Annotated in this window: 25 protein-coding genes; 6 read left to right on the forward strand and 19 right to left on the reverse strand. The window is 66.6% G+C overall.

Annotated elements, in window-relative coordinates; genetic code table 11:
* Positions 1-177: 177 nt before the first annotated feature.
* Positions 178-2,544, reverse strand: a complete 2,367-nt coding sequence (locus tag LL06_RS25740; protein WP_161785030.1) for a DUF2339 domain-containing protein — start codon at positions 2,542-2,544, stop codon at positions 178-180.
* A gap of 591 nt (positions 2,545-3,135) precedes the next feature.
* Between LL06_RS25740 and LL06_RS25745 the strand changes: the two genes are divergently transcribed.
* Together LL06_RS25745 and LL06_RS26635 are read left to right on the forward strand one after the other, a co-directional pair.
* The gene (locus LL06_RS25745; protein WP_035533848.1) at positions 3,136-4,371 is read left to right on the forward strand and encodes an MFS transporter; all 1,236 of its coding nucleotides are present in this window, start codon (positions 3,136-3,138) and stop codon (positions 4,369-4,371) included.
* 5 nt (positions 4,372-4,376) lie between these two features.
* A complete protein-coding gene (locus LL06_RS26635; RefSeq protein WP_161785031.1) occupies positions 4,377-4,904 on the forward strand; it encodes a TlpA disulfide reductase family protein in 528 nt (175 codons plus the stop codon).
* Positions 4,905-4,916: 12 nt separating this feature from the next.
* Here LL06_RS26635 and LL06_RS25755 read toward each other — a convergent pair whose 3' ends face one another.
* The 14 genes from LL06_RS25755 to rpoZ form a co-directional block, all read right to left on the reverse strand.
* Complete coding sequence (locus tag LL06_RS25755) at positions 4,917-5,420, reverse strand: copper chaperone PCu(A)C (protein WP_035533850.1); 504 nt, start codon at positions 5,418-5,420, stop codon at positions 4,917-4,919.
* An 11-nt stretch (positions 5,421-5,431) separates the two neighbouring features.
* A complete protein-coding gene (locus tag LL06_RS25760) occupies positions 5,432-6,754 on the reverse strand; it encodes an FtsX-like permease family protein (protein WP_035533851.1) in 1,323 nt (440 codons plus the stop codon).
* Positions 6,747-7,430, reverse strand: a complete 684-nt coding sequence (locus LL06_RS25765; RefSeq protein ID WP_035533853.1) for an ATP-binding cassette domain-containing protein — start codon at positions 7,428-7,430, stop codon at positions 6,747-6,749. The genes LL06_RS25760 and LL06_RS25765 overlap by 8 nt, the downstream gene beginning before the upstream one ends.
* A 3-nt stretch (positions 7,431-7,433) precedes the next feature.
* Positions 7,434-7,865, reverse strand: a complete 432-nt coding sequence (locus LL06_RS25770; RefSeq protein ID WP_035533855.1) for a hypothetical protein — start codon at positions 7,863-7,865, stop codon at positions 7,434-7,436.
* A 90-nt stretch (positions 7,866-7,955) separates the two neighbouring features.
* Positions 7,956-9,443, reverse strand: coding sequence for an alkaline phosphatase (locus tag LL06_RS25775; protein ID WP_035533857.1), 1,488 nt, complete (start codon positions 9,441-9,443; stop codon positions 7,956-7,958).
* Between the two features lie 156 nt (positions 9,444-9,599).
* Positions 9,600-10,109 (reverse strand): PaaI family thioesterase, encoded by a 510-nt coding sequence (locus tag LL06_RS25780; protein ID WP_035533859.1) that lies wholly within the window; start codon positions 10,107-10,109, stop codon positions 9,600-9,602.
* A complete protein-coding gene (recO, locus tag LL06_RS25785) occupies positions 10,106-10,876 on the reverse strand; it encodes a DNA repair protein RecO (protein ID WP_035533861.1) in 771 nt (256 codons plus the stop codon). The genes LL06_RS25780 and recO overlap by 4 nt, the downstream gene beginning before the upstream one ends.
* An 18-nt stretch (positions 10,877-10,894) precedes the next feature.
* Positions 10,895-11,833, reverse strand: a complete 939-nt coding sequence (gene era / locus LL06_RS25790) for a GTPase Era (protein ID WP_035533864.1) — start codon at positions 11,831-11,833, stop codon at positions 10,895-10,897.
* Entirely contained in the window at positions 11,826-12,551 is a 726-nt protein-coding gene (gene rnc, locus LL06_RS25795) for a ribonuclease III (RefSeq protein ID WP_035533866.1), read from the reverse strand. The genes era and rnc overlap by 8 nt, the downstream gene beginning before the upstream one ends.
* Complete coding sequence (gene lepB / locus LL06_RS25800; RefSeq protein ID WP_035533868.1) at positions 12,548-13,294, reverse strand: signal peptidase I; 747 nt, start codon at positions 13,292-13,294, stop codon at positions 12,548-12,550. The genes rnc and lepB overlap by 4 nt, the downstream gene beginning before the upstream one ends.
* Positions 13,295-13,501: 207 nt before the next feature.
* Complete coding sequence (gene acpS / locus LL06_RS25805; protein ID WP_035533870.1) at positions 13,502-13,903, reverse strand: holo-ACP synthase; 402 nt, start codon at positions 13,901-13,903, stop codon at positions 13,502-13,504.
* Positions 13,900-14,511 (reverse strand): DUF2062 domain-containing protein, encoded by a 612-nt coding sequence (locus tag LL06_RS25810; protein WP_052161919.1) that lies wholly within the window; start codon positions 14,509-14,511, stop codon positions 13,900-13,902. The genes acpS and LL06_RS25810 overlap by 4 nt, the downstream gene beginning before the upstream one ends.
* 258 nt (positions 14,512-14,769) lie before the next feature.
* A complete protein-coding gene (locus LL06_RS25815; RefSeq protein WP_035533872.1) occupies positions 14,770-17,007 on the reverse strand; it encodes a bifunctional (p)ppGpp synthetase/guanosine-3',5'-bis(diphosphate) 3'-pyrophosphohydrolase in 2,238 nt (745 codons plus the stop codon).
* 132 nt (positions 17,008-17,139) lie between these two features.
* Positions 17,140-17,541: a DNA-directed RNA polymerase subunit omega gene (rpoZ, locus tag LL06_RS25820; protein ID WP_035533874.1), complete on the reverse strand. Its 402-nt coding sequence runs from the start codon at positions 17,539-17,541 to the stop codon at positions 17,140-17,142.
* Between the two features lie 375 nt (positions 17,542-17,916).
* Here rpoZ and LL06_RS25825 point away from each other — a divergent pair, with 375 nt between their 5' ends.
* Both LL06_RS25825 and LL06_RS25830 read left to right on the forward strand, forming a co-directional pair.
* Positions 17,917-18,504, forward strand: a complete 588-nt coding sequence (locus LL06_RS25825; RefSeq protein ID WP_035533875.1) for an NYN domain-containing protein — start codon at positions 17,917-17,919, stop codon at positions 18,502-18,504.
* A gap of 71 nt (positions 18,505-18,575) precedes the next feature.
* Positions 18,576-19,148, forward strand: coding sequence for a uracil-DNA glycosylase (locus LL06_RS25830; protein ID WP_345775695.1), 573 nt, complete (start codon positions 18,576-18,578; stop codon positions 19,146-19,148).
* A gap of 60 nt (positions 19,149-19,208) precedes the next feature.
* Here LL06_RS25830 and smpB read toward each other — a convergent pair whose 3' ends face one another.
* Entirely contained in the window at positions 19,209-19,691 is a 483-nt protein-coding gene (gene smpB, locus LL06_RS25835) for an SsrA-binding protein SmpB (protein WP_035533880.1), read from the reverse strand.
* A gap of 2 nt (positions 19,692-19,693) precedes the next feature.
* Positions 19,694-20,575: a 4-hydroxy-tetrahydrodipicolinate synthase gene (gene dapA / locus LL06_RS25840; protein WP_035533896.1), complete on the reverse strand. Its 882-nt coding sequence runs from the start codon at positions 20,573-20,575 to the stop codon at positions 19,694-19,696.
* Positions 20,576-20,882: 307 nt separating this feature from the next.
* Between dapA and LL06_RS25845 the strand changes: the two genes are divergently transcribed.
* Both LL06_RS25845 and LL06_RS25850 read left to right on the forward strand, forming a co-directional pair.
* On the forward strand, positions 20,883-22,940 hold the full coding sequence (locus LL06_RS25845) for a lytic transglycosylase domain-containing protein (RefSeq protein WP_152599786.1): 2,058 nt from the start codon (positions 20,883-20,885) through the stop codon (positions 22,938-22,940).
* A 104-nt stretch (positions 22,941-23,044) separates the two neighbouring features.
* Positions 23,045-23,965, forward strand: coding sequence for an alpha/beta hydrolase (locus LL06_RS25850; protein WP_052161921.1), 921 nt, complete (start codon positions 23,045-23,047; stop codon positions 23,963-23,965).
* 54 nt (positions 23,966-24,019) lie between these two features.
* Here LL06_RS25850 and LL06_RS27840 read toward each other — a convergent pair whose 3' ends face one another.
* Positions 24,020-24,844 (reverse strand): hypothetical protein, encoded by an 825-nt coding sequence (locus tag LL06_RS27840; RefSeq protein WP_052161920.1) that lies wholly within the window; start codon positions 24,842-24,844, stop codon positions 24,020-24,022.
* 147 nt (positions 24,845-24,991) lie between these two features.
* On the reverse strand, positions 24,992-25,912 hold a 921-nt coding region (locus LL06_RS25860), incomplete at its 5' end, for an OmpA family protein (RefSeq protein WP_161785032.1).

The following is a 25,912-nucleotide window of genomic DNA, read 5'->3' on the forward strand; positions in this document are numbered from 1 at the left end:
GTCAGCCGAACGTCCTGCTCGTCCCGGCATCCTCCTGCGCCGCCGCGGACGGAACGGCCAGCCCCTGGTGAGGCGAGCGACGGGTGCGACCGGTCCGCCCCGGGCCCGGCCTCGCTGACCTGGCCAAGATCGCCGAAGATCGCGCCCACTGGGCCGTCGGCAAAGGCGCGGTTCGCCCTATTCGCCGGACCGGTGGCCGCTGCGCAACAGCAGCCTTTGATAGAACCGGCCGATGACCATCAGCGACACCCCGAGGCCGATGAAGGAGAAGGCCCGCAAGGCGCCGGTCAGCGCCGACATGTCGATGAGAAACACCTTCGCGACCGTCAACGAGATGACCGCCGCCGACGCCGCCCGCAAAGCCAGCGACCGTGCCACCAGGCCCAGCGCCAGCGTGCAGCCGCCCATGATCAGCCATGCCACCGAATAGGCCCAGATCTCGGCGTCGGACGTGCTGCGCAGAAATCCGACCCTCCCGCCCTGAAACCCGTGCCGCACCATCAGCGACACATAGATGAACAGCAGCACGGCACCGGTTGCCCCATAGCCGATCCGGTACCATCTGGGCCGGGTTGCCGGCGCGAGGTAGCCGGTCAGGGCGGCAAGCAGGCCGGGGATCAGGTAACCCGGCAGCAGCAGGTTGAACACCCGCCCTTCGCCGACGGTCGCCTGGCTGAGGAACGGATTGAAAAACAGGATCAGCCCGATCACCATCGCCGCGATCCCCAGCGCCCCGACGACAAGCGAGGCCAGCGGAAACACGCTCGCGTCGCTGCGCCGGGCGGCCCATTGCAGCCCGATTGAAAAGCCCAGCGCCGCAATCGACTGGGTGGCCATGTCGATCAGGCCGAACCGGGCTCCGGCAATGTCGCCACCGGCGATGAAATGGCGCAGCTCCAGCGCCACGAACAGACCGGCCAGAGCCAGACCGAAGGCGATCACCAGTTCGCCGGGCCGGCGTCCGCCCGATCCGCGCAACGCCAGGCCGCCCCCGATCAAGAGCGCGGCCGGCAGGGCAATGATCACGATCAGCCTGTTGAAGAACGGCGTCGCGCCGATGGCATCGGCGGAAAACGGTGCGTTGAAATAGAGCCCGGAGGCCGCCAGCAGGGCAAGCACCACGGCAAGCCAGCCGAGCGCCGGCACCGGCCGTCTGCCATGGACCTGGCAGGCGCCGGCTGCGGTGACCGCAAACCCGAGCGGCATCCATTGACGCGTGAGCAGGATGGCCACGGCCAGCCCCGCAAGCGCCACCGCGCCCACCGCCAGCCATGCCGGAGCCGCGGCCGACCAGTCATCCGGTCTTGCGCGGCCGAATTTTTCGGTCAGGCCAACCATCATCGCCGCGAGCGCCAGCGCCGCGAGCCCGGTCGGAACATGGGTTTCGAAGGGGGCGATCGACAGATAGATCACCGCCATGGTCAGGACAATTATGGCGCTCAGGGCGACCGAAAGCCGCCCGGCCGCGCGCGGGGCGGTGGCCGCCGCCCGGAGCCCGAGGAACACGGCAAGCAGGACGGACGGAACCGCCAGCAGCAGGGCGCTGCGGACAAAGCCGCCGACATCCGGCGCCAGAAGACCTTCGCGGATATCGAGGCCCGAGGTGATGCCCGCGATCTCCGGAAAATCGATTCGCAGCGACATCAGCGCCACGACGATCAGCACCGCCGACAACGGGGCGATGGGCGACAGCGCCGGCCAGATCCCCCCGGCGGCGACCAGCAGCGCGGCGAGGACGGACACCACCAGCAGCAACGGCACCTGTGTGTCCCAGATCAGGATGGCGAGAACTCCAACCAGCACGATGCCAAGCACCGCCCCGATCGCAAGCCGCGCCGACGGCCGGTCCTCGAGCGGATCGGGACGCGCCTCGATGCCGGCGACCAGGCTTGCGACGTGAACGACAAGCAACGCCACGAGCAGGATTCCGAGCGTCACCCAGACTGTCAGCGTCGGGATCGTCAACAGCAGCAAGGCCAGCCCCGTCGACCCGGCGATGCCGCCGATCGCCAGCCAGCGCCAGCGGCGAATCCGGGCGACGCCCATGACGGCGGCGGTCACCACCAGAATGTGGGCGGCGAACGCCACCGGGTTGGGTTCCTGCGAGGAGACCAGCAGAGGCGAGGCATAGGCGCCGATCAATCCGAGAGCCGCGAGTTTCGGGCCGTGGACCGCGGACAGGAGCAGGCTGGCGATGCCGAGAATCGTCAGGCCGACAAACGCGACGGCCGGGCCGACAAAACCGTAGAGCGCGTAGGCGGCATAGACCGTGCCGAAGGCCCCGACTGCGCCGGCCCCGGTGAGTATCCCCGGAATATCGGCGCTCATCAGCGTCGGCATTGCCTCCTGCCGGTCGCGGCGGCGCATGAATTCCCCGGCGCCGAACAGGGCCAGCGACAGGAGCGCGCCCAGGGTGATCCGTGCGCGCGGCCCGAGCAGGCCCGCCTCGATGGAGTAGCGCGCCAGGAACAGAACGCCCAGGGCAACGGCAAACCCGCCAAGCAGCGCCGACCAGCGGCCACCGATCAGGCTCTCCAGATCCATGCCCTTTCCTGGGCCCGATACGACTGCAGCCGCGGCCTCCGGCGCACCGGCGTCAGTCCCCCCGCGCGGCTCACGACCGGTCTCGACGGCGTCCGGCTGCCCGGTCTCGGCGTCGGTTGCAGGCCCGGCGGAACCCGCCACCTCGGCGGCCTTCGGCTCGGGAACCTGCGGCTCCGGGCCGGTGCCGGTGATTTCGGGCGCATCCCGCAGCGCCTCTTTCCGGTCATCGCCGGTCTGCGGGGCGGAGGCCGCCGCTCCCGCGGGCTGAAGGCGGTCAAGTTCCCGCCGCAGCGATTCCAATTGTTCGGCCATCCTGCGCTGGTCAAGCGAAACAGTCCGCACCCACAGGGCCAAGACAAACAGAAGCAAAAAAACAAGCCAGGAGAACATGAGGAAATCCACTAGAATGAATGGCCCTGATAATACATTGGCACATCCGCCCACAACCATGGTGTGCGAAATCAGCCACCAGTGTCGACTTTCGCGGTTAACGAGTGGCGAACATCAAATTCGCTTATCCCACCGTTCAATCAAATGCGCTTGTCGAATGGGAGGAAATCCCTAAAGTCGCGTCAAACTCCTGGAGCCCCCATGTCCGAAATCCGTTCCGCTTCCGCCCGGCCTCCCCTTCCCTGGCTGATCATCGCCGCCGGCTGCGCCATTGCGCTGCTGTCCTTCGGCCCGCGCTCGGCCATGGGCTTCTTCCAACTGCCGATGCTGGCCGACACCGGCTGGGACCGCACCACCTTCGGCCTCGCCATGGCGATCCAGAACCTGTTTTGGGGCCTGGGCCAGCCGATCTTCGGCGCCATCGCCGACAAGTTCGGCACCTGGAAGGTGCTGGCCCTGTCCTCGCTGCTCTATGCGGGTGGCCTGTTCATCATGTCGGTGGCGCCGAGCCCCGGCTGGTTCTACATCGGCGGCGGCGTGCTGGTGGGTCTCGGCATCGCATCGGCCTCCTTCGGCATCGTGCTCGCGGCATTTGCCCGCAACGTCGCGCCCGAGCGCCGCTCGATGGCCTTCGGCATCGGCACCGCGGCGGGCTCGGCCGGCATGTTCGTCTTCGCGCCGCTGAGCCAGGGCCTGATCGACGCCTATGGCTGGCAGGAGGCGCTGGTCTGGATGGCGGCGATGATGTTCATCATCCCGTTCCTGGCGATCCCGCTGCGCGGCAATTCGAGCTCCGGCACCCAGTCGTCGGTCCAGTACAAGCAGTCGATCGGCGCGGCGCTGCGCGAGGCGCTCGCGCACAAGAGCTACGTGCTGCTGGTCTCGGGCTTTTTCGTCTGCGGCTTCCAGGTGGCCTTCATCACCGCCCATTTCCCGGCCTATCTGGGCGACATCGGCATCGACAGCTCCTATGCCGTTCTGTCCTTGGCGCTGATCGGCTTCTTCAACATCATCGGCTCGCTCTCGTCGGGCTATATCGGCCAGTTCTATTCCAAGACCATGTCGCTGGTCTGGATCTATCTCGGCCGCTCGTTGGCCGTCACCGTGTTCCTGCTGGTGCCGCAGACCGGAACCACGGTGGTCATCTTCGCCATCGTCATGGGCCTGTTGTGGCTGTCGACCGTGCCGCCCACCAATGCGCTGGTCGCCATCATGTTCGGTACCCGCTATCTCGGCATGCTCGGCGGCATCGTTTTCCTGTCCCACCAGATCGGCTCGTTCCTCGGCGTCTGGCTCGGCGGCTATCTCTACGACATGTTCGGCAGCTACGATCCCGTCTGGTGGCTGGGCGTGGCGCTCGGCATCTTCGCCGCCATCGTCCACTGGCCGATCCAGGAACGCGCCGTCGACCGGCCGGTGCTGACAGCCGCGGAATGAGCCGGGTGGCGCTCTGCCTCGCCTGCGCGGCGGCCCTGGCGCTTGCGGCAGCGCCGGCCACAGCGGTGGCGGGCGGCGTTTCCTCCACGGTGGCGGCAGGCACGGCCGACGCCGGAGCGGACGCAGTCCTCGCCGCGCCAGACCGGCTCGACGCGATCCTGCCCGATGCGCCGCTGATCCTCCATCTCTGGGCCACCTGGTGCGCGCCCTGCCGCGCGGAACTGCCGGAACTGGCCGCGTTCCGCGCCACCCTGCCCGCAGATCTCGGCGACCGGCTGGTCGTCGTCTCGGTGGACACCCGTCCGCTCGCCGAGGTCCGGCGCTTTCTCGAGGGCGACATGGATCTGCCGGACTTTGAGACCTACCGTGTCGATCCGGCGGAGGCGGGAAGCCGTTTCCAGGTCACCGGCTATCCGCTGACCCTGTTCCTTGACCGCGACGGCGCGGTGACGCGGCGCATCTCCGGCGCGGCGCCCTGGCCGGACGAGGGCTTCCGCGACCAGGCACTCGAGCATCTGGGCGCGGGAAGCTAGAGGATCTCGCGCTCAGTGCGCATGGCCGGCGTGGGAATGGCCGGTGGCGTCTTCCGCCTCGACCTCGACATCCACGTCGACATGGCCGATGTCGAACGCAACCTCGACCTCGATCACGTCGCCTTCTGCCAGCGGCCGGGTGAGGCCGCCGATCCGCAGCGCCAGGCCCTCGGGCTCGAGATGCAGATCGCCGCCGTCCTTCACCGGCACCGCCGGCAGCGCGACGGGGGCGGCAACGCCGTCCTTGAACGTCATGCCGACCAGCGCCACCGAGGCGCCGAGATCGCTCTCGCCGCCGGTCAGCGACACCGGCTTGCCGGAGCGGTTCTCGATCTCGAAGAAGACCAGCGCCTCGGCCCCGGTGGTGGCCCGCGTCCAGGCGTGGATGATCCTGACCCCGTCGAGCTCGCTCACATGCTCGGCCGGACCGTGATCGTGGCCTTCTTTCTCCGCAGCGGAGGCCGGAAGCGTGAGGCAGAGGACAAACAGCGCGGATGCGGCAAGGCGTCGGACCATGGCGGGCTCCTTCAGTTTCTCAGATCGGCGATGACCGGGCGGTTGAGCGCGAGGAAAGCCGGCGTCAGCGCCAGCAGCAGGGTGAGGCTCACGAAACCGGCGATGAGATGGAATTCCGGCCAGGCGAGCCCGGCGCGCACCAGGATATCGGTGCGGCGGCTGATCTCGCGCGAGATCAGGCCGGCGGCGGCGAAGCCCGCGCCGAGACCCAGGACCGCGCCGCCGGCGATCAGCGTCGCCGCGTAGCACCAGACCACCGCGAAGACGAAGCGCCGCGGCGCGCCGAGCGCCCTGAGAAGCGCCAGCCGCCGCGAGAACAGGCGCGTGAGCACGACGAGCCCGGTGAGCACGCCGGCGGTCACCAGCACCTGGGTGACCACCGCCATCAGCGACATGATCTGGCGGACATCGCCCATCAGCGCGTGCAGCCGCGACAGCACCGCGCCCGGGAAAAACGCCATGGTCTTGTCCGTGGTGAAGTCGGATTTGAGCGCGTAATTGGCCCATAGCGCATCCGCATGCACCATCACCGCCGGCGTTCCCGGGAAATAATCCGTATCAAAGGGTGGCCCGATCTGCCCCGCGCGCTCCGGCGCGTGGCCGTTGGCCAACCCATGGACCTCCCACACGGCTTCCACCGGCACCAGGATGGCCTTGTCCCAGGGACTTCCGGTCGCAGCCATCCGGCCGACGATCACGGTTTCGGCGCCGGCATGGGCCTCGTGCTCGGCGCCGTCGCCCACCCCGTGGGCCGGGGTGAAGCTCGCCCCGAGCGGCACCTCCACCGCGGATCCGGCCACGGCCTGCCCGGTGCGGGAGAACATCTCCCCCTCGGCCAGATCCCCGGACAGGTGCGCGATGAAGCCGGGCGTCGTGCCCACCACCGGATAGCCCTCGAAACTGTCGCCATAGGCGATCGGCGCCGCAAGGCTCACATTCTCGTTGGAGACGATCTTCTCATAGGTCTCGCCGTCAAGCAGCGGCACGTCGCTCGGCTGCAGATAAACGCTGGCGAACAGCATGGTGATCTCGCTGCCCGGAGCCGAGACGATCAGGTCGAATTTCTCCGCGGCGCGGGCGGTGCCCTGGCGCAGGCCGCGCTCCTGGGCGGTCAGCCCGACGCCGAGACCGACCGAAACAGCAATCAGCGCGACGAACACAAGATTGGTCCAGCGGTAGCGCCACAGCAGCGAGCGGACCAGCAGGAACGGCCGGTAGCCGAAGGTGACGACAAGTCCGGTCAGCACCGCCGGCGCCAGCAGCAGCAGCAGGATCAGTATGTCCTGGGCCGTCGGGCTCAGCCCCTGCCAGCCGTCGAGGAGGATCTCAGGCATCAAGCGCCCCTTCCCGGAGCCGGCCGTCGATCACCTCGACCAGGCGGTCCATCCGCTCGAGCAGGGTCCTGTCATGGCTCACCGCAATGAGCGTCTTGCCGCCGGTGCGGGCGAGATCCACCAGGTCGTCGATCATCCGGTCGGCCGTGTCGCGGTCGAGGCTCGCGGTGGGTTCGTCGGCGAGGATGATGGCCGGGTCATTGGCGAGCGCGCGGGCGATGGCCACGCGCTGGCGCTCGCCGCCCGAGAAACTGTCGACGGTGCGGGCCGTGTCGCCGATCCCCAGCCGCTCCAGGACCGCACCCGCGCGGCTGCGGATCGAGGCCGCGCCGCCGCGCGCGCCAAAGGCTGCGGCCAGGGCCGCATTGCCCTGGGCCGTCAGTTCCTCAAACAGCAGGAAATCCTGAAACACCAGGCCTATATGGTCGCGCCGGAACCGGGCCCGCTCGCTCTCGCCCAGCGCCACCAGATCGGCCGCGCCCCAGCGGATCACTCCCCTGGCGGTGGGCTGCAGTCCCGCCAGCGCATAGAGCAGCGTCGACTTGCCGGCGCCCGAGGGGCCGCGGATGCCGATCGACTCGCCGGGCGCGATCGTCAGGCTTTCCGCCCGCACCAGCACCCTGCCCCCGGCCCCCGTGACGGACAGGTTGCTGACCTCGAGCGGCAGCCCCCGCACCGGTCAGGCCCTCTCGTAGACGGCGTCGACCAGTCGCACCCGGCTGACGAACTGCGTGTCCGGATCGGTGAAGGTTCCGAGTTCAAGCTTGCCGCGGACGTTGATGCGCGTGTTGAACGAGATCACCTCGATGACGCGCTTGGCATAGATGGCGAGAATGTCGTCGGGCCACTGCGCTTCGGTTTCGCAGAACGGACAGACGGCGAGCGGCCGGTTGGTCAGCACGAAGAAATTGGTTTCCGCCTTCAGCGGCGGCGCCATGAAGCCGCTGATCGAGACCCTCTGGCCTTCGCGCGCGAGCGCGTAGTCGGAGAAGCTCAGATCCTTGTTGTAGAGATCCCTGAGCTTGACCGTCTCCTCGCCGAATGCCGGAACGGGCATCAGCGCCAGGGCCGGGCAGCCCAGCGCTGCCGCGAGAAAATGTCTTCTGTTCATTGGCCTGCTCCTTGTCCGGAGGAAAAATCCGCCCCCGGCAGTGGGAAAGGCCCGCGCTTGCGGGCCCTTCCCGGTTTGTCCGCGCGCCGCTTACTTGGCGTTTACGGCGTAATCCATGACGTGGAAGATGTAATTCTGCTCGATGACGCCATCGAACAGGTGCGCCCACGGGCCCTTGGCCATCACCGCGACGTCCTCGCCCGAATGGGTTTCCGACGACATCGGGATCAGCGCCTGCTGCAGGTAGTCCTTGTCCATGGCCTGTTCGTTGGTCAGGTCGGGACGCGAACCGGTCCACTGGGTGTCCTGCTTGAGCACCGAACCCGCGCCGTTGAGGAAGCCGGCAACCGTGTAGGGCTTGCCGTCGTCGCTCAAGAGCGGCGTGCCGGTGTGCTCGACGCCGGCGCCGTTGACATCGTAGCACAGGCCGGTGATCGGCGAGCCGCGGCCGCAATAGCCGTTGAACGAGATCGCATGCTCGTGGTCGGCGGTGACGATGATGAGCGTGTCTTCGTCATTGGTGAGTTCGTCGGCGAGCGCGATGGCGTCGGCGAAGGCCTTGCCGTCGGTCAGGGTGCGGTAGAGGTTGCCGTCATGGTTGGCGTGGTCGACGCGACCGCTTTCGACCATGAGGTAGAAGCCGTTCTCGTTGCCCGACAGGCTCTTGATGGTGGCCGCGGTCATTTCGGCCAGCGAAGGTTCGCCGGTGCGGTCGGCTTCGTATTTCATGTGCGAGGATTCGAACAGGCCGAGAACCGGAGTGGTTGCGGCGTCGCCAAGCGCTGCGAAGGTTTCGTCGTTCCAGACATATTGCGCGCCGGCTACCTTGGCTTCCTCGATGAGGTTGCGGCCGTCGGTGCGCTTTCCGCCCTTGTCTTCCTCATCCTTGGCGTCGGCGGGGATGAACATGCCGCGACCGCCGCCCAGGGCGATGTCGATGACGCCGGCCTTCATCTGCTCGATGAGTTGGTCGGCGATGTCCTTCTGGGCGCAGCCTTCCGGCAGCGCACCGTTGTGTTCCCAGTCGCGCTGGGCGGTCTTGGCGTAGACGGCGGCCGGCGTCGCATGGGTGATGCGGGCGGTGGAGACGACGCCCACCGACTTGCCCGCCTCGGAGACGATTTCGGCGAAGGTCTTGAGCTGGTGATCGAGGCCGGCGGCGCAATCGGCTTCGGCGACAGTCTCGTCGATGTTGATCATGCCGTTCTTGGACTTGACGCCCGTGTTCATGGCGGAGGCGGTCGGCGCGCTGTCGGCGGTCTGGCCGTTGGTGGTGTAGGTCTTCACCAGGGCCAGGTTCGGAAAGGCTTCCTGCGGCTGCACGTAATCATCGCCCAGGCCACCGGCCTGCTGGCCCGAGAACAGGCGGATGGCGTAGTTGGTGCCGACGCCGTTGCCGTCAGCGGTGAACAGGATGACGTTCTTGGCGCGGCCGGTAATCGGCTGGCGCGCCACCATCTCCTGGATCCTCGCCTGCGCGTCGGTGAACCATTTGGAATCCTTCTGCGGGAGCTCCTGAGTGAGCGCCACGTTGGTGGACAGTAGGACTGCAAGCGATGCAATCAGCAGGTTTTTCATGATGATCTCCGTTGTCTCATACGAGCGAGTTTGGCCCGGATCCTTGTTAGGACGGAGTCATGACAGGCAGATTACACCCGTCTGCCGCTGCCCGAAAAAAGCCGCAATGTCCGCCGGTCTTCACGGCGGTGCGCGCGACCCGGGCCGGCCGGAGCGTCACCGCATCAGCTTCTCGATCGGGAAGATCGCGCAGGTCTCGGTGCCGTGCGCGAGCAGCTTTCCGGACGCGTCGCGCAGGAACGACTCGGAGGTGGCGATGGTCTTGCCGCGATGCAACACGCGGCCCTCGCAGGACAATTCGTCCATGCCCGGCAGGATCGGCCGGGTCAGGTTGAGCTTGAACTCGACCGTGGTGTAGCCCTCGCCGGGGGCGAGCGTCGTCATCACCGCGCAGGCAAGCGCCGAATCCATGATCGTCGCCGCCCAGCCGCCATGGATGGTGCCGAGCGGATTGAGGTGATCGGTGGTGGGAACGCCGGAGAACACGATCAGACCCTCCTCGACCCGTGTGAGCCAGAAGTTCAACGTCCTGGCCATGGCCGCGCCGGGCAGCCGACCGTCGAGGATGCCTTGCATGACCGACAGGCCGCCTTCGCGCGCCACCAGCTCGAGGGGAACAATACCCGAAAACTGCCGGACGGCCGGATTGTCTGGCGCTTCGCTCATGAGACCTGCTCCTCGTCGCGCATCGCGACCGTGGGGGATTGCGGCATCGCCTTGAGCGCCGCGGTGCAAAAGCTCTCGCGGCTGACCGGCGGCTCGATGCCGCGGGCCTCGAACACATGCCGGTTGAGGAAATAGCCGCTCAGGCGGAACGCCTGGCCGAGCGTCTCGGCATCCGTGCAGGGCACGTTCCGGTCGGCCAGGAATTCCGGCAGCGCCAGCAGCCGGTCGGCCCAGGGCGCCCCGGCGCCGGCGGAGACGGCGCGGCCGGTCTTGGGCGAGACATAGACGAGACCGGATCGCGCGCCGGTGGCGGCGCAGGCGCTCAGATCCAGCCCGAACCCCAGATCCTCGAGCACCGCGAGCTCGAACCGGACATAGAGCGCCCCGGCCTCGGCCGGCGTGTCGAGACTGTCGAGAATGATGGCGAAGGCGTCATGCAGGCGGGGATGGGAATCGCGCTCGGGCAGCAGCCGAAGCAGCGCCGCCATGGTCTGGACCCCGTGCAGGCCGATGGCGCTCTGCATCAGGTGCCCTGCCCGGCCGTTGATAAGCTCGACCTGGTACTGGCCTAGATGCTCATCGAGCCGGGCGCGCCAGACCAGGTCCACCGAATTGCCGGGCTGCAGCACCGGCTGCAGCCGCTTGGAGCGGCCGCCGCGGACGATGCCCATGTGCCGTCCATGCGCGTGGGTCATCACCTCGGCGATGACCGAGGTCTCGCCATGCTTCCTCAGGCCCAGGATGATTCCCTCGTCGCGCCATTCCATCGGCTGACTCTTGACCCGTCAGTGCGGAAATTCAAGCCCGATCTCGCGGTAGCGCTCGGGATCGTTGCCCCAGTTGCTGCGCACCTTGACGAACAGGAACAGGTGCACTTTCTGCTCCAGGATCTCGGCGATCTCCTTGCGCGCGGCCTGGCCGATGGCCTTGATGGTCTCGCCCTTGTGGCCGAGCACGATCTTCTTCTGGCTGTCGCGCTCGACATAGATCACCTGCTCGATCCTGACCGAGCCGTCCTTCTTCTCTTCCCAGCGCTCGGTCTCGACATGCGAGGCGTAGGGCAGTTCCTGGTGGAGACGCAGATAGAGCTTCTCGCGGGTGATCTCCGCGGCGAGCTGGCGCATCGGCAGGTCGGAGATCTGGTCCTCGGGATAGTACCAGGGACCCTCGGGCAGCGTTTTCGCCAGATAGTCCATCAGGTCCTTGCAGCCGGAGCCAGTCAGCGCCGAGATCATGAAGGTCTCGGAGAACTCGGCCTTCTCGTGGCAGGCGGCCGTCAGCGCCAAGAGCGTGTCGCGCTTGACCTGGTCGATCTTGTTGAGCACCAGCACCTTGGGATGATGCACGTCGGCGAGCGAATCGAGCAGCGCCTCGGCGTCGCCCTTGATGCCGCGCTCGGCGTCGATCATCACCAGCACCAGGTCGCCGTCCTTGGCCCCGCCCCAGGCCGAGGTCACCATCGCCCGGTCGAGCCGCCGCTTGGGCGTGAAGATGCCGGGCGTGTCGATGAACACGATCTGCGTCCGGTCGTGGATGGCGATGCCGCGGACGATCGCCCGGGTGGTCTGCACCTTGTGCGAGACGATCGACACCTTGGCGCCGACGAGCTGGTTCATCAGCGTCGACTTGCCGGCATTGGGCGCGCCGATCAGCGCGACGAAGCCCGAGCGGGTCGGGGCTTGCGGGTCAGACGGAGGGGCGTCCTGTTCGGGGGAGTCAGTCATGATGTTTTCCTGCGCCGGGTTGCCAGACGCCTTCGCGTTCGAGAAGAGCGGTCGCGGCCACCTGTTCGGCCGCGCGTTTGGATCGGCTTTCGCCGCTGGCGGGCTCAGTCCCGCCAACTTCGACAACCACGTTGAACACGGGATCGTGGTCGGGTCCCGAGCGGCTGGTCACCCGATAGACCGGGGTGACGCCGAAGCGCGCATGCGCCCATTCCTGCAATTCGGTCTTGGCGTCGCGCCGCGCGCCGCCATCGGCCAGCGAGCGGGTTTTCCAGTATTTGTGGATGAACGCCCGCGCGGCCTCGAGCCCGGCGTCGAGATAGATCGCCGCGATCAGCGATTCCACCACGTCGGCCCGCACATTGGCCATGCGGGTGCCGGTGAGCTTCTTGACGTCCGCGCCGGTGCGGATGAATTCGTGCAGCCCCAGCTCGTCGGCGACCTCGCCGCAGGTCTGGGCGCTCACGAGCTGGTTGAGGCGCACCGACAATTCGCCCTCGCTGGCGTCGCGGAAATGCGAGAACAACAGTTCCGCCACGCACAGGCCCAGCACCCGGTCGCCCAGGAATTCCAGCCGCTCGTAGTTCCCGCCCGCCGGATTGCGGATGCTGGCATGGGTCAGCGCCCGCTCCAGCCGCTCCGGATTGGCGAAGTGGTGGCCGATCCGCTCCTCGACGCGGGCGATGATGTCCGACGTCTTTTTCGCGGCGCGCTTCATCGCTGCGCGGATTTGAAGAACCGGTCGAACCTGAGGTCGGTCGGCCATTTCCAGATTTCGAGCGGCGAGGACTCCTCGGCGATCGAGAAGAAGATGATCGTCGCCCTGCCGACGAAATTCTCGAGCGGCACGTAGCCGACGTCGAAACGGCTGTCGAGCGAGTTGTCGCGGTTGTCGCCCATCATGAAGTAGTGGCCTTCGGGGACCACGAATTCGCGGGTGTTGTCGCCGGGCGAATTGGGATTGATGTCGAGCGTGGTGTAGCTCACCCCGTTGGGCAGCGTTTCCCTGTAGACCGGAACCGGCGTGCCCTGGTTGTAGCGGCCTTCGGGCTGGTACTCGCCCACGAGCTCGCGCGCGACCGGCTCCCCGTTGATCGACAGCACCCCGTCGGTAACCTGGATGCGGTCGCCCGGAAGCCCGATCACGCGCTTGATGTAGTCGATCTTCGGATTACTCGGCAGGCGGAACACCGCCACGTCGCCGCGCTCGGGGTTCTCGCCCCAGATGCGACCGGAAAACAGGTCGGGGGAGAACGGAATCGAATATTTGCTGTAGCCGTAGGAATATTTCGACACGAACAGATAATCGCCCACCAGCAGCGTCTCCATCATCGATCCCGAGGGGATGCTGAAGGGCTGGAACAGCAGGGTGCGGATGATCACCGCGAGAAGCAGTGCCTGGACAAGCACCTTGACGTTTTCCCAGAGGCCGCTGGAATGACTTTTCGTTGTATCTGACACGCGTTGAATTCCTCAGGTAGGGCGCGGAAGCGCTTTCTCTAACGGTTTGCATCGTTCGCGGCAACACCGCGCATGGAAGTCCTGCCGTCCCGCGCAAGGTTGGAGTTCCATGCCGCGTTCAAATGGAATTCATTTGGCCGATAAGGACACGCATTGCGCAGGCCGCCACGCCGCCGGACGGGCAGAAACGGACCTTGCGGTCCGGCATCATCTCCGGGCAAGCGCCTCGATGATGAGGAAGGCCTGCGCCATCGGATAATCATCGGTTATTGTCAAATGAATGGCGCAGGTCATGCCCTCGGGCGTCATTTCATCCAGCCGTCGGGCGGCGCCGCCGGTCAGCACCATGGTCGGCTTGCCGCCGGGCAGGTTGACCACGCCCATGTCGCGCCAGAAGACGCCCTTGGAGAGGCCGGTGCCGAGCGCCTTGGCGCAGGCCTCCTTGGCCGCGAACCGCTTGGCGTAGGAGGCGGCGCGGGTGGCGCGCCGGTCGGAGCGGATCTGTTCCACCTCGGTGAAGCACCGGCGCGTGAAACGCTCGCCATGCCGCTCGAGGGTCTTCTCGATCCGCCTGATATCGACGAGATCGCTGCCGATACCGATGATCATGCGCGCGTTGCCCTGTCGGCGGCCCGTTCGCGGCGCGCCGCCGCCATGTCCTGGATCCGCGCCTTGGCCCGTTCGGCAAGACGCGACTTCCTGCGCGCCTGAAACGCCCGCACGCCCCAATAGGTGAGGATATAGAAGCCGACGGCGCAGATGATGCCGGGCGGGATCGATCCGATCAACATCGGTTTGAGCACCGGATCCCAGAGCTGGCTGATATCAAGGTGCCTGAGCAGGGCCTCCAGATTGACGTGCTTCTCGTGCCCGCCGGTCTCGATGCCGATCAGCAGGTTGCCGAGCTTGAGCGTCGAGGCCCAGATGAAGGGAAACGACAGAGGATTGCCGAAGGCGGTTCCGAGCGCCGCGGCGACCATGTTGCCGGCAAGGACATAGGAGATCGCGAAGGCCAGGATGAAATGGAATCCGAGCAACGGCGTCCAGGAGGCGAACACGCCCGCCGCGACGCCCGCGGCAATGGCGTGCGGCGTCGCCGTCAGCCTCAGCACCCGCTTGATGAAATACTGGAACGACCGCCCAAAGGATCTGCGTGGCCAGAGCGCGGTGCGCATCCGGTCAAGGAATCCCTGGGGTTTTCGGCGACGAAACAGCATGGGTGTCCGTATATGCCTCTCTTTGTGTCAGCCCTAAGTCAGCGCGGAAAATTTCATTCCGAAAGCCATTGCCGGCGGTCCGTCGGCATGACTATGCACGACAACAGCGAAGAACTGGTAAAAAAACCTTCGCGTGAGATGGCCGCAAGCGGCGGGCGGCGGCACGGATGCAGGCCGCGCCCGCAGGGTTCAAATGGGCGCGCGCGAGCGGGAAATCAAGGCTGCGCGGCCGCGAGTGGGCCGACGCGGGGCGCACCTCTATTCGTAGACCCGCTCGACCGTGGAGACCGATCCCAGCCCCTTGATCTGGGTGATGAGCTGGTTGAGGTGCTTGAGATCCCAGACCTGCAGGTCGATCAGCATCTCGGTGAAATCGGCGGCGACGCGGACCATCGACAGGGTCTGGATATTGGTCTCGCTGGTGGCCACCGCCTGCGCCACTTCCGCAAGCGTCCCCGGCGCATTGATGGCGGTCACCAGGATGCGCGCCGGAAACCGGTTCTTGTTGTTCTCGTCGATGTCCCAGCGGATGTCGATCCAGCGGTTGGGTTCGTCGTCGAACTTGGTCAGGCCCGGCGACTGGATCGGATAGATGGTGATCCCCGCCCCCGGCTCGAGAATGCCGACGATGCGGTCTCCGGGCACCGCGCCGCCCGGACCGAAGCGGACCACCGAATTGTCGTCCATGCCGCGGATCGGCATCGCGTCCATGTCCGGATCGGGTCCGATCTTGCGCGTCGTCGTCGCCGTCTTCTGCGATTTGTTGAGCCCCGGCAGCTTGAAGATCAGCCCCGCGGCGCTGCGCAGGTTGAACCAGCCCTCGTCGGCGGGCTTGCGCGGCGAGACCCGGGTCTCCTGGTGGTTGGGATAGACCGCCTTGAACACGTCCTCCGAGACCAGCTCGCCGCGCCCGACGGCGGCCAGCATGTCCTCGACATCCTTCTGGCCCAGGCGGTAGAGCACGGGCTTCAGCCCCTCGCGCGACAGCGGCTTGCCGGCGCGGGTGAAGGTGCGCTCGAGAATGCGCATGCCGAGCCCCGAATACTGCTTGCGCACCGCCGCCTTGGTGGCCCGGCGGATCGCCGCGCGGGCCTTGCCGGTGACGACGATTTCCTCCCAGGCCGGCGGCGGCACCTGCACGCCCGAGCGCAGGATCTCGACTTCGTCGCCATTGGCGAGCCGCGTCACCAGCGGCATGATCCGGCCGTTGATCTTGGCGCCGACGCAGGTGTCGCCGACATCGGTGTGGACCGCATAAGCGAAATCGATCGGGGTCGCGCCGCGCGGCAGCGCGATGAGCTGGCCCTTGGGCGTGAAGCAGAACACCTGGTCCTGGAACAGCTCGAGCTTGGTGTGCTCGAGGAACTCCTCCGGATTGTCGCCCACCGACAGCGCCTCGATGGTCTGGCGCAGCCAGGAATAGGCGCGCGAATCCTTCGACAGCAGCCCCTCGCCGCCGGTCGTGGCGTCCTTGTAGAGCGCATGCGCCGCCACGCCGCGTTCGGCGATGTCCTGCATCCGGCCGGTGCGGATCTGCAGCTCGACGCGCTGCCGCGACGGGCCGACGATGGTTGTGTGGATCGAGCGGTAATCGTTCTGCTTGGGCGTCGAGATATAGTCCTTGAAGCGTCCCGGCACCACCGACCAGCGCATGTGCACGATGCCGAGCGCCCGGTAGCAGTCGGCCTCGGTGTCGACGATGATGCGGAAGCCGAACACGTCCGAAAGCTGCTCGAAGGACAGCGACTTGGACTGCATCTTGCGGAACACCGAATAGGCCTTCTTCTGCCGGCCCTTCACCGTGGCCTTCAGGCCCTCGTGGCTGAACAGCGCCGACAGCTCGTCCTCGATGGTGTGGATCAGGTCGCGGTTGCGCTTGGAGAGTTCCGCGAGCTTGCCGGTCACCGTCTCGTAGGCTTCGCGGTTGATGTTCTTGAAGGCGAGCTCTTCCAGCTCCTCGCGCATGTCCTGCATGCCCATGCGCCCGGCCAGCGGCGCATAGATGTCCATGGTTTCCTCGGCGATGCGGGCGCGCTTTTCCGGCGGCACATGCTCGAGCGTGCGCATGTTGTGCAGCCGGTCGGCGAGCTTGACCAGCAGCACGCGCACGTCGTCGGAGATGGCGAGCAGCAGCTTGCGCAGGTTTTCGGCCTGCTTGGCGCGCTTGGTGACCAGATCGAGCTTCTTGATCTTGGTCAGCCCCTCGACCAGCCGGCCGATGTCCTCGCCGAACAGCTCGTCGATCTCGGCCCTGGTGGCGGTGGTGTCCTCGATCGTGTCGTGCAGCAGCGCCACCGCGATGGTGGATTCGTCGAGCCGCATCTCGGTGAGGATCGCGGCCACTTCCAGCGGGTGGGAAATATAGGGATCGCCGCTGGCGCGCATCTGCTTGCCATGCTTCTGCATGGCGTAAACATAGGCCTTGTTGAGCAGGGCCTCGTTGACGTCGGGCTTGTATTTTTGCACGCGCTCCACGAGCTCGTACTGACGCATCATCGCAAGGACTCTCCACGACAAGAAAATGCGCCGAATCGAACGACCGGCGCATTGTCCCGCATCAGTTGTCTCTCGGCTCCAGGATCAGGTGTCGCCAATCCGGTGCAGACCGGCGCACTTTCATCCCGACGCTTAATAGTCGTCGCTTTTCTCCGGCGGGACAAGCCCTTCAATGCCGGCAAGCAGATCTTCTTCCGACATCGAGCCGAAGGAGACGGATTCGGGCTGATCGTCCTCGGCGGCCGCTTCTTCCACGGCTTCGCCGGCGGGGATGAACCGGCCCGGATCGGGCTCGGGCTCGTCCACTTCGACATGCTTCTGCAGCGAGTGGATCAGATCTTCCTTGAGATCGCCCGGAGACAGGGTCTCGTCGGCGATTTCGCGCAAGGCGACGACCGGATTCTTGTCGTTGTCGCGGGGGATGGTGATCGAAGCGCCCTGCGAAATCTGGCGGGCGCGGTGACTGGCGAGAAGCACCAGCTCAAAACGATTATCAACTTTGTCGATGCAATCTTCGACTGTGACGCGGGCCATTGCCTGTCCTTTACAAACTGCTCTGGGGGAGTTGACCATGCGATAAACACATTGTGTGGCTATTTCAAGTCTTTTGGAACAAAAGCCGCCGCGCCCGGGTTCTGGCGCAGAAGCGATGGCCGGATTGCAGCCAAAGTCGGGATGTGAAATTATGGACGAGTTGATTAGTATCCGCGCATATTTATCAAGCCGGGCACTTGAAAAATATCGCCTGCCGCAGCATCTGCTCACAAATCACAACATATTGAGTCGCGAAAATGCATCTGAATGGTAACTGTCTGATAACCAAGAAGTTCGAAGTCGAGCTAGTTTGTCATGATGGTGCCGCTTTGAGCCAAAATACGTTGTAAACGCCTTTTGAGAGGAATCTAGTAAGTGTTTGATCCGAGAGAGAAAATCGCACTTTTTATCGATGGGGCAAATCTCTATGCCGCGTCCAAAAGCCTGAATTTCGATATCGACTACCGGAAATTGCTCAAGGCCTTCCAGTCCCGCGGCTATCTGTTGCGCGCCTATTATTACACCGCCCTGATCGAGGACCAGGAGTATTCCTCGATCCGGCCGCTGATCGACTGGCTCGACTACAACGGCTACAAGGTGGTGACCAAGCCCGCCAAGGAATTCACCGATTCCATGGGCCGCCGGAAGGTCAAGGGCAACATGGACATCGAACTCGCCATCGATGCCATGGAACAGTCCGAAGTGGTCGACCATCTGGTCATTTTCTCCGGCGACGGCGACTTCACCTCGCTGGTCGAGGCGCTGCAGCGCAAGGGCCGCAAGGTGACCGTGGTCTCCTCGCTGTCCTCGCAGCCGCCGATGATCGCCGACGACCTGCGCCGCCAGGCCGATTATTTCATCGACCTGACCAGCCTGAAGGCCGAAATCGGCCGCGACCCCTCCGAGCGTCCGATGCGCCCCGCCGCGGTCGTGGAAGATGACGACGAGGATTTCGACGACTGATCACCCCTGACCCCGATCATGACTGCAGCCTCTGCCCGCGGCTGCGGGGCTTCATCCTCGAGAACCGCAGGCTGCATCCGGATTGGCACAACGGGCCGGTCCGCACCTGGTATCCGCCCGAAGGACCCGGCGCGGTCAGGCTGCTGATCGTCGGCCTCGCCCCGGGCCTGCGCGGCGCCAACCGAACCGGACGGCCGTTCACCGGCGATCAATCGGGCGACCTGCTGTATGCGACGCTGGGAAAATACGGGCTTGCCGAAGGACAGTTCGGGTCCCGGCCCGACGACAGCCTGCGCCTCAGCGCGACCGCGATCACCAACGCCGTGCGCTGCGTGCCGCCCGGAAACAAGCCGGTCGGGGCGGAAATCAACACCTGCCGCGGCTTCCTGGCGGCCACGATTGCCGAGCTTCCAGGCCTTGAGGTCATCGTCACCCTGGGAAAGATTTCTCACGACAGCACGGTCCGCGCCCTCGGCGACACCCCCGCGCGTCATCCGTTCGGTCATGCAAAACAAACCGAAATCAACGGGACCCGGATCGTGTCGAGCTACCATTGCTCGCGCTACAACACCAACACCGGCCGGCTGACGCCTCAGATGTTCGAAGCGGTGTTTGAGAAGGCGACGCAGCACCTCGCCGCCTGAGCCTGCTTCATCGGCCGCCCCGGCGACGTCGGCCCGCTCGCGTCGCCATCGACGCGAGGCCTATCCGCGATCGCGCAGCAATCTGGATTTGTCCCGGTTCCAGTCCCGTTCCTTCTGGGTCTCGCGCTTGTCGTGCAGCTTCTTGCCCTTGGCCAGCGCCAGTTGCAGCTTGGCAAGGCCCTTGTCGTTGAAATAGATCTTGAGCGGCACCAGGGTCATGCCGTCGCGCTGGACCGCCTGGCCCAGCCGCGCAATCTCGCGCGACTTGAGCAGCAGCTTGCGCCGCCGCCGCGGCTCATGGTTGAACCGGTTGGCCTGCAGATATTCCGGCACATAGGAATTGATCAGCCACATCTCACCGCCTTCCTCATTGGCGTAGGATTCGGCGATATTGGCCTTGCCTTCGCGCAGCGACTTCACTTCGGTGCCGGCGAGCACCAGCCCGGTTTCGATCGTGTCGACGATCTCGTAGTTGAAACGGGCCTTGCGGTTTTCCGCGACGATCTTTCCGTGCTGCGACTTGTCTTCCTTCTTTGGCGCCATGCTCAGGTCACCACGCCGGCCCGCGCAAGCGCGGCGTCGAGCAGCGCCGCGGTGGTGTGCTCCACCGTGGTCAGCGGCGAGCGGACCACGTTCTTCACCTGGCCCATCTTGCCCAGGCAGTACTTGACGCCGGCCACGCCCGGCTCGGCGAAGATCGCCTTGTGCAGCGGCATCAGCCGGTCGAGCATCGCCAGCGCCGCGGTGTAGTCGCCCCTCAGCGTCGCTTCCTGGAACTCCGCGCATTCTCTCGGCGCCACATTGGCGGTGACCGAGATGCAGCCGACGCCGCCATGGGCATTGAAGCCCAGCGCCGTCGGGTCTTCGCCCGAAAGCTGCACGAAGTCCGGCCCGCAGGCGCCGCGCTGCTCGGGCACCCGGGCGAGATTGCCGGTCGCATCCTTGACGCCGATGATGTTCGAAAAATCGCGGTTGAGCGCCGCCATCGTCTCGACCGACATGTCGATGACCGAGCGCGGCGGGATATTGTAGATGATGATCGGCAGGCTGATCGCCTCGGCCACCGCCTTGAAGTGCTGGTAAAGCCCGCGCTGCGTCGGCTTGTTGTAATAGGGCGTCACCACCAGCACGGCGTCGGCGCCGGCCTTTTCGGCATGCACCGCCAGTTCGATCGATTCAGCGGTGTTGTTGGATCCGGCGCCGGCGATCACCGGCACGCGGCCGGCGGCGACTTCCACGCACAGTTCCACCACGCGCTTGTGTTCAGCATGGGTGAGCGTCGGGGATTCCCCGGTCGTGCCGACGGGCACCAGGCCATGGCTGCCGGCCTTGATCATCCGCTCGACATGGCCGGCGAAGCCGTCCTCGTCCACCGCGCCAGTTTCGGTGAAAGGGGTGATGAGGGCCGGAATGGAACCCTTGAACATGCTGATCTCCAAAAACTGTAACTCTGCACCCTAAGGCTCAGTCATTCATATCTCACGCAGCCGATACAGGAAATCCGTGATGTGGAAAAGCCTTGCGAGGCTTTGGCGCGCGCTTTTGCGGCAAATCGGGCGTCTCGCCTTCTGCGCCCGTCGCCGCGCCGCAGATTGTCCGCATTTGTGGCGGAAGGTGGCATTCGAGGAAAACCGATAAGCCTTTGTTAAGATCTGCTTCACCGGCGCCTGATAAATCTGGGAGGTGATCCGCCCGCCCGCCCCACGGCGCAATCATGCCGAACGGAAGATGAAGATGCCGAAGACCGCCCTTGCAGCGCTGCTCGTTGTTTCAACCGTGCTCGCGACCTTCACCGCCGCGGCGCCGTTGCCGACCGGCGCCATTCCCCTGCCCGTGCCGCGGCCCGCCGTCAGCAGCGAAACCACCGGCGCGGTCCCCAAGCCGAGCCTGATCTCCGACGCGGCGCAGCCGGCGAGCCGCGAGCTCAAGGCGGGCCTCGAGGCTCTGGGAAACGGCGATGCCGCGGCGGCGCGGACGATCCGCGACACCATGGCCGGCGGGACCCTCGATCATCACATCCTGACCTGGGCGATCGCGCTTTCGGGCCTCAAAGGCGTGCCTTCGGCCGAGATCGCCATGGCCGCCACCGAGCTCGAAGGCTGGCCGGGCCTCACCTCCCTGCGCTCGCTGTCCGAACGCGCGCTGTATTTCGAAAATCCCCCGGCGGCGCAGGTGCGCGCGGCCTTCGGCGACACCAGGCCCGAGACCGCCAAGGGCGCCATCGTGCTGATCCGGGCCCTGCTCGAGACCGGCGACGCCCGGCGCGCCCGCGCGCTGGCGTCGAGCTTCTGGCGCACGGTCGCCATGGACAGCGGCGAGTCGCGGGTCTTCCTCACCGAATTCGCCGCCCTTCTCGACAAGAAGGACCATTTTCGCCGCATGGAAATGCTGCTCTACGACGATCACGTCAATGACGCCAAGCCGCTGGCCGACAAGGCCGAGGCGCAGTCGCTCTACCGGGCCTGGACCGCGGTCATCCGCTCTCCGGCCAAGGCCGCGGGCGCCATCGCGGCGGTGCATCCCTCCTGGCACAACGAGCCCTCCTATCTCTACCTGCGGATAAGGCACCTGCGCGAACTCGAGCGCAACAAGGAGGCGGCGGCGTTGCTCGCCAGGATGCCGCGCGATCCCGCCCTGCTTGTCGATCCGGACGAGTGGTGGGTCGAAGCGCGGGTCATCAGCCGCGGCCTTTACGAGGACGGCGACGCCAAAACCGCCTACAAGCTCGCCGCCGCCCATCTGGCGCAGAGCCCTGAAGAGTTCGCCGAGGCCGAATTCCACGCCGGCTGGTATGCGCTCAGGGGTCTCAAGGACGCCAAGACGGCGCGGAAGCACTTTTCCGCGATCCTCACCGTCGCCGACGGCCAGATCTCCAGGGCGCGGGCCAATTACTGGATGGGCCGCGCCGCCGAGGCGGGCGGCGGCGGCAAGTCCGCGGACTATTACGCGCTGGCCGCGCAGTTCCCGTCGACCTTCTACGGCCAGCTCGCCAGCGCCCGGCTGGGGCGCAAGACGCTTGCCATCGCCTACCCCTCGCCGTCCCAAGCCGACCGGGTGCGGTTCTCGGGCCGCGAGGCGGCCAAGGCCATCCGCAAGCTCGAGGACGCGGGCTTCGACTGGCGCGCCGACATTCTCTACCGCGCGCTCGCGGCCGAACTCGACAGTCCCGGCGAAGTGGCGATCCTTGCCGCCATGGCCGAACGGCGCGGCGACCACCGCGTCTCGCTCCAGGTCGGCAAGATCGCCTGGAACCGCGGCCTGGACGTGGCCGCGCTCGCCTATCCGCTCGGCGCGGTGCCGGCCAGCGCCAATATCTCCGGATCGGGCAAGGCGCTGGCCTATTCGATCGCCCGGCAGGAAAGCGCCTTCAACAAGGCGGCCGTCTCGCCCGCCAACGCGCGCGGCCTGCTGCAGATCCTGCCCGGCACCGCCAAGGGCGTCGCCGCCCGCCACGGACTGCCCTATTCGCAGGAGCGCCTGACCACCGACGCCGGCTACAACGCGACGCTCGGCGCGCATTTCCTGGGCGAGCAGATCAGCGATTTCGGCGGCTCCTACATCCTCACCTTCATCGCCTACAATGCCGGCCCGCGCCGGGTGCCGCAATGGATCGAGCGCTTCGGCGACCCCAGGGGCCGCCCGCTCGACGAGGTGATCGACTGGATCGAGATGATCCCGTTCACCGAGACCCGGCATTACGTGCAGCGGGTGATGGAGAATTACCAGGTCTACAAGGCGCGGCTCGGCCAGCCGGCGAGCATCGAAGAGGATCTCCGCTTCGGCCGCCGATGAAGCCTGTCGCACCGCGGTAAAAATGCGCTATAGGCACTGCATACTGGCACGACCCGACAGAACAGGACCTGACGATGGCGGACAACAGACCCGGCACGGCCGGCATGGCGGCGACCGGCACGCATGAGCCGGACACGCATGAAGATGTGTATTTCTCCGCCGGCGACGGCCTGAGGCTGCATGCCGCCGATTACGGCCGCCACGATCCCGCCACCCGTGAGCGCCTGCCCGTCGTCTGCCTGCCGGGCCTGACCCGCAACACCCGGGATTTCCACGATCTGGCGCTGCTGCTGTCGCGCGACGCCAAGGCGCCCCGCCGCGTCGTCAGCTTCGATTACCGCGGCCGCGGCCTGTCCGGCTGGGACAGGGATCCCGCGCGCTACACCATCCTGGTCGAGGCCGAGGACGTGCTGGCCGGCATGGCGGCGCTGGGGCTCGAACACGCCATCTTCATTGGCACCTCGCGCGGCGGCCTGATCATGCATGTGCTGGCGGCGACGCGGCCCGGCGTGATGGCGGCGGGCGTGCTCAACGACATCGGCCCGGTGATCGAGGGCGCGGGCCTGGCGCAGATCAAGGCCTATCTGTCGCGCACGCCGAGCCCCGGCAACTGGGAGGACGCGGCGCGGATCCTCAGGGAGGCCCACTCCAAGAGCTTTTCGGCCCTGTCGGAGTCCGACTGGGCCGATTTCGCCCGGGCCGTTTACGTGGAGAAGAAGGGCAAGCTCGTCCCCGACTACGACCCTGCCCTGCTGCACGGTCTCAAGGGCATCGATCTCAACACGCCGCTGCCGACCCTGTGGCCGCAATTCGAGGGCCTGGGCCGCATGCCGCTGCTGGCGCTCAGGGGCGAACACTCGGCCCTGCTCTCCGAAAAGACACTTGTCGAGATGAAAGCCCGCGTCCCGTCGCTGCAGACGGTCACCATACCGGGGCACGGCCACGCGCCGGTCCTGCATCTGTCGGGCATCCCCGAGATCCTGCGCCAGTTCTTCGCATCCGTCGACAGGCAGCGGCGGCACTGAGCGGCTGCCGCGACGCCTGACCGGCGGCGGCCAGCACTCGGGGACGGTCGCGGACTAGCTCTTGCCGCCACGCCCGGGCTTGCCCGCGGAACTCTCGACCTCTCCCCTGGCGACGCGCTGGGCGAATTCGGTGGAGCCGCCCTTGGCGAGGATCTTGGCCTGGCCCACCCAGTCCTCCCGCTCGATGCGTCCGGAGAAGGACAGTTGCTCGCCGAACCGGGCCTGGTCCGTCTTGGTCCAGGCGGCGATCTGGGCGAAGCTGTTGATCCCCGCGGCATTCAACTTGGCCTCGATCTGCGGCCCCACGCCCTTGATCTGCTTGAGATTGTCGGGGATGGACGCGGCCTCGGGCCTGGCCTTGGCGGTTTTCGCCCTGGATGCCGCCGGCTTCGCCTCCGCGGCTTTCGCCGTCCGCGCCTTGACCGCGGCGGGGTTGGGCGCCTCCGGCGCGGCTGCGGTCTTTGCCTTAGCCGCCTTGGCCGCGGCGGGCTTGGTCGATGCCGGTTTCGCAGCGGCCTTGCGCGCGGCGGGTTTGGCGGGTTTGGACGCTACAGCCGGCTCGTCGGGGACCACGGGAACTATCGTCGCCGGAGCGACCGCGCCCGCCTGCGGCGCCACCGCCGGGACCGGAGCGGCCACGGGACGCGGCGGCAGGTCCTCCTCGCGCGGCGCCCTCGAGACGGGTTCGTAATGCGGCCTCGACGAGGCCAGCTCGCCCGCGGTCGAGGTGCGCGCCGCGCCCGCATGGGTGATTGCGCCGGCCGCGCCCGAATGATGCCGCGGCGTTCTGAGCCGGCCCTTGAGCCAGCATCCGAACAGGCATCCCAGCCCGAAGGCGACGGCGGCGAAAAACAGTGTCTGCAAAAAGAACATGGTCATTTCTCCCACTCCGAACGAGCGCAACCGGCCATCAGCTCCGCTTGCCGCCGCATGTCTTCCATCCCACCAGCGCGCCGATCAGGAACGCGCACAGCACCCACAGCCAAATATGCGAGAACATATACCACATGGTGTTTCCCCTCCGGTTCATTCCGGTTCGCTGAGGACGCGGAACTCGATGCGGCGGTTGGCCGCCTTGCCCGCGTCGGTTTCATTGTCTTGCAGCGGACGGCTTTCGCCGTATCCGACGGCCCGCATGCGCTCCGCCGAAACGCCGGCGGCACTCAGATACTCAAGCACCGATTGCGCCCGGCGCTGCGACAGGGCCAGATTGTCCGCCTCCGAGCCATCGGCATCGGTGTGGCCGGCGATCTCCAGCCGCGCCGTGCCGCATTGCCGCGCGGCGAAGGCGATCCGGTCGAGATAGCCATGCGAATGGTCGGCGATCGCCGCCTGCCCGGTTTCAAACAGCACGGTGTTGAGCCCGGCCAGCCGGTCGAGTTCCGCCTGGCAGGCGGCCGCCGGCAGGACCTTGTCCGGAACCGTCGCGATGTCGATGGCGGGCTCCGCGCTGAAACCCGCGGGCAGCCCCTCGGCCAGGAGCCGCGCGACCTCGCCGGACGCTGCCTCGCTCAGGGCGATGCCGCGCACGGACACGGTGCCGTCGGCGATCCGCGCCTCGCCGTCGCCGAGCCGGCTCAGCGCCTGCAGCGCGGCCAGCGCCGCGGCCTCGAGCCCTTCCGGCGCGCCGGCGGCGATGTCCTGGGCATCGTCGATGCTGAGCGTGCCGAACTTCAGGCCGGCGGCGGCAAGCAGCCTGTCGCGCGCCTCCTCGTTTGGCAGGGACCCGCTCAGCGTCAGCAGATCGCCCTCGCGCCGCGCCGACCATTCCAGCGCCTGGCCCCGGGCCGCGCCGATGTCGGCGGTGCCGAGCGTGACGCCGCCCGGCAGACGCTCCGACAGGCTCTGCTGGATCCGGCGGAAGGCCTCGCCGTCGACGGCCTGGCCTTCCAGATTGAGCACCCGGCCGCTGACGGCGGCGGTTCCCTCGGCAAGATCGGACAGGAT

This window comes from Hoeflea sp. BAL378, from assembly GCF_000759435.1.
In the GTDB taxonomy this organism is placed as follows: domain Bacteria; phylum Pseudomonadota; class Alphaproteobacteria; order Rhizobiales; family Rhizobiaceae; genus Hoeflea.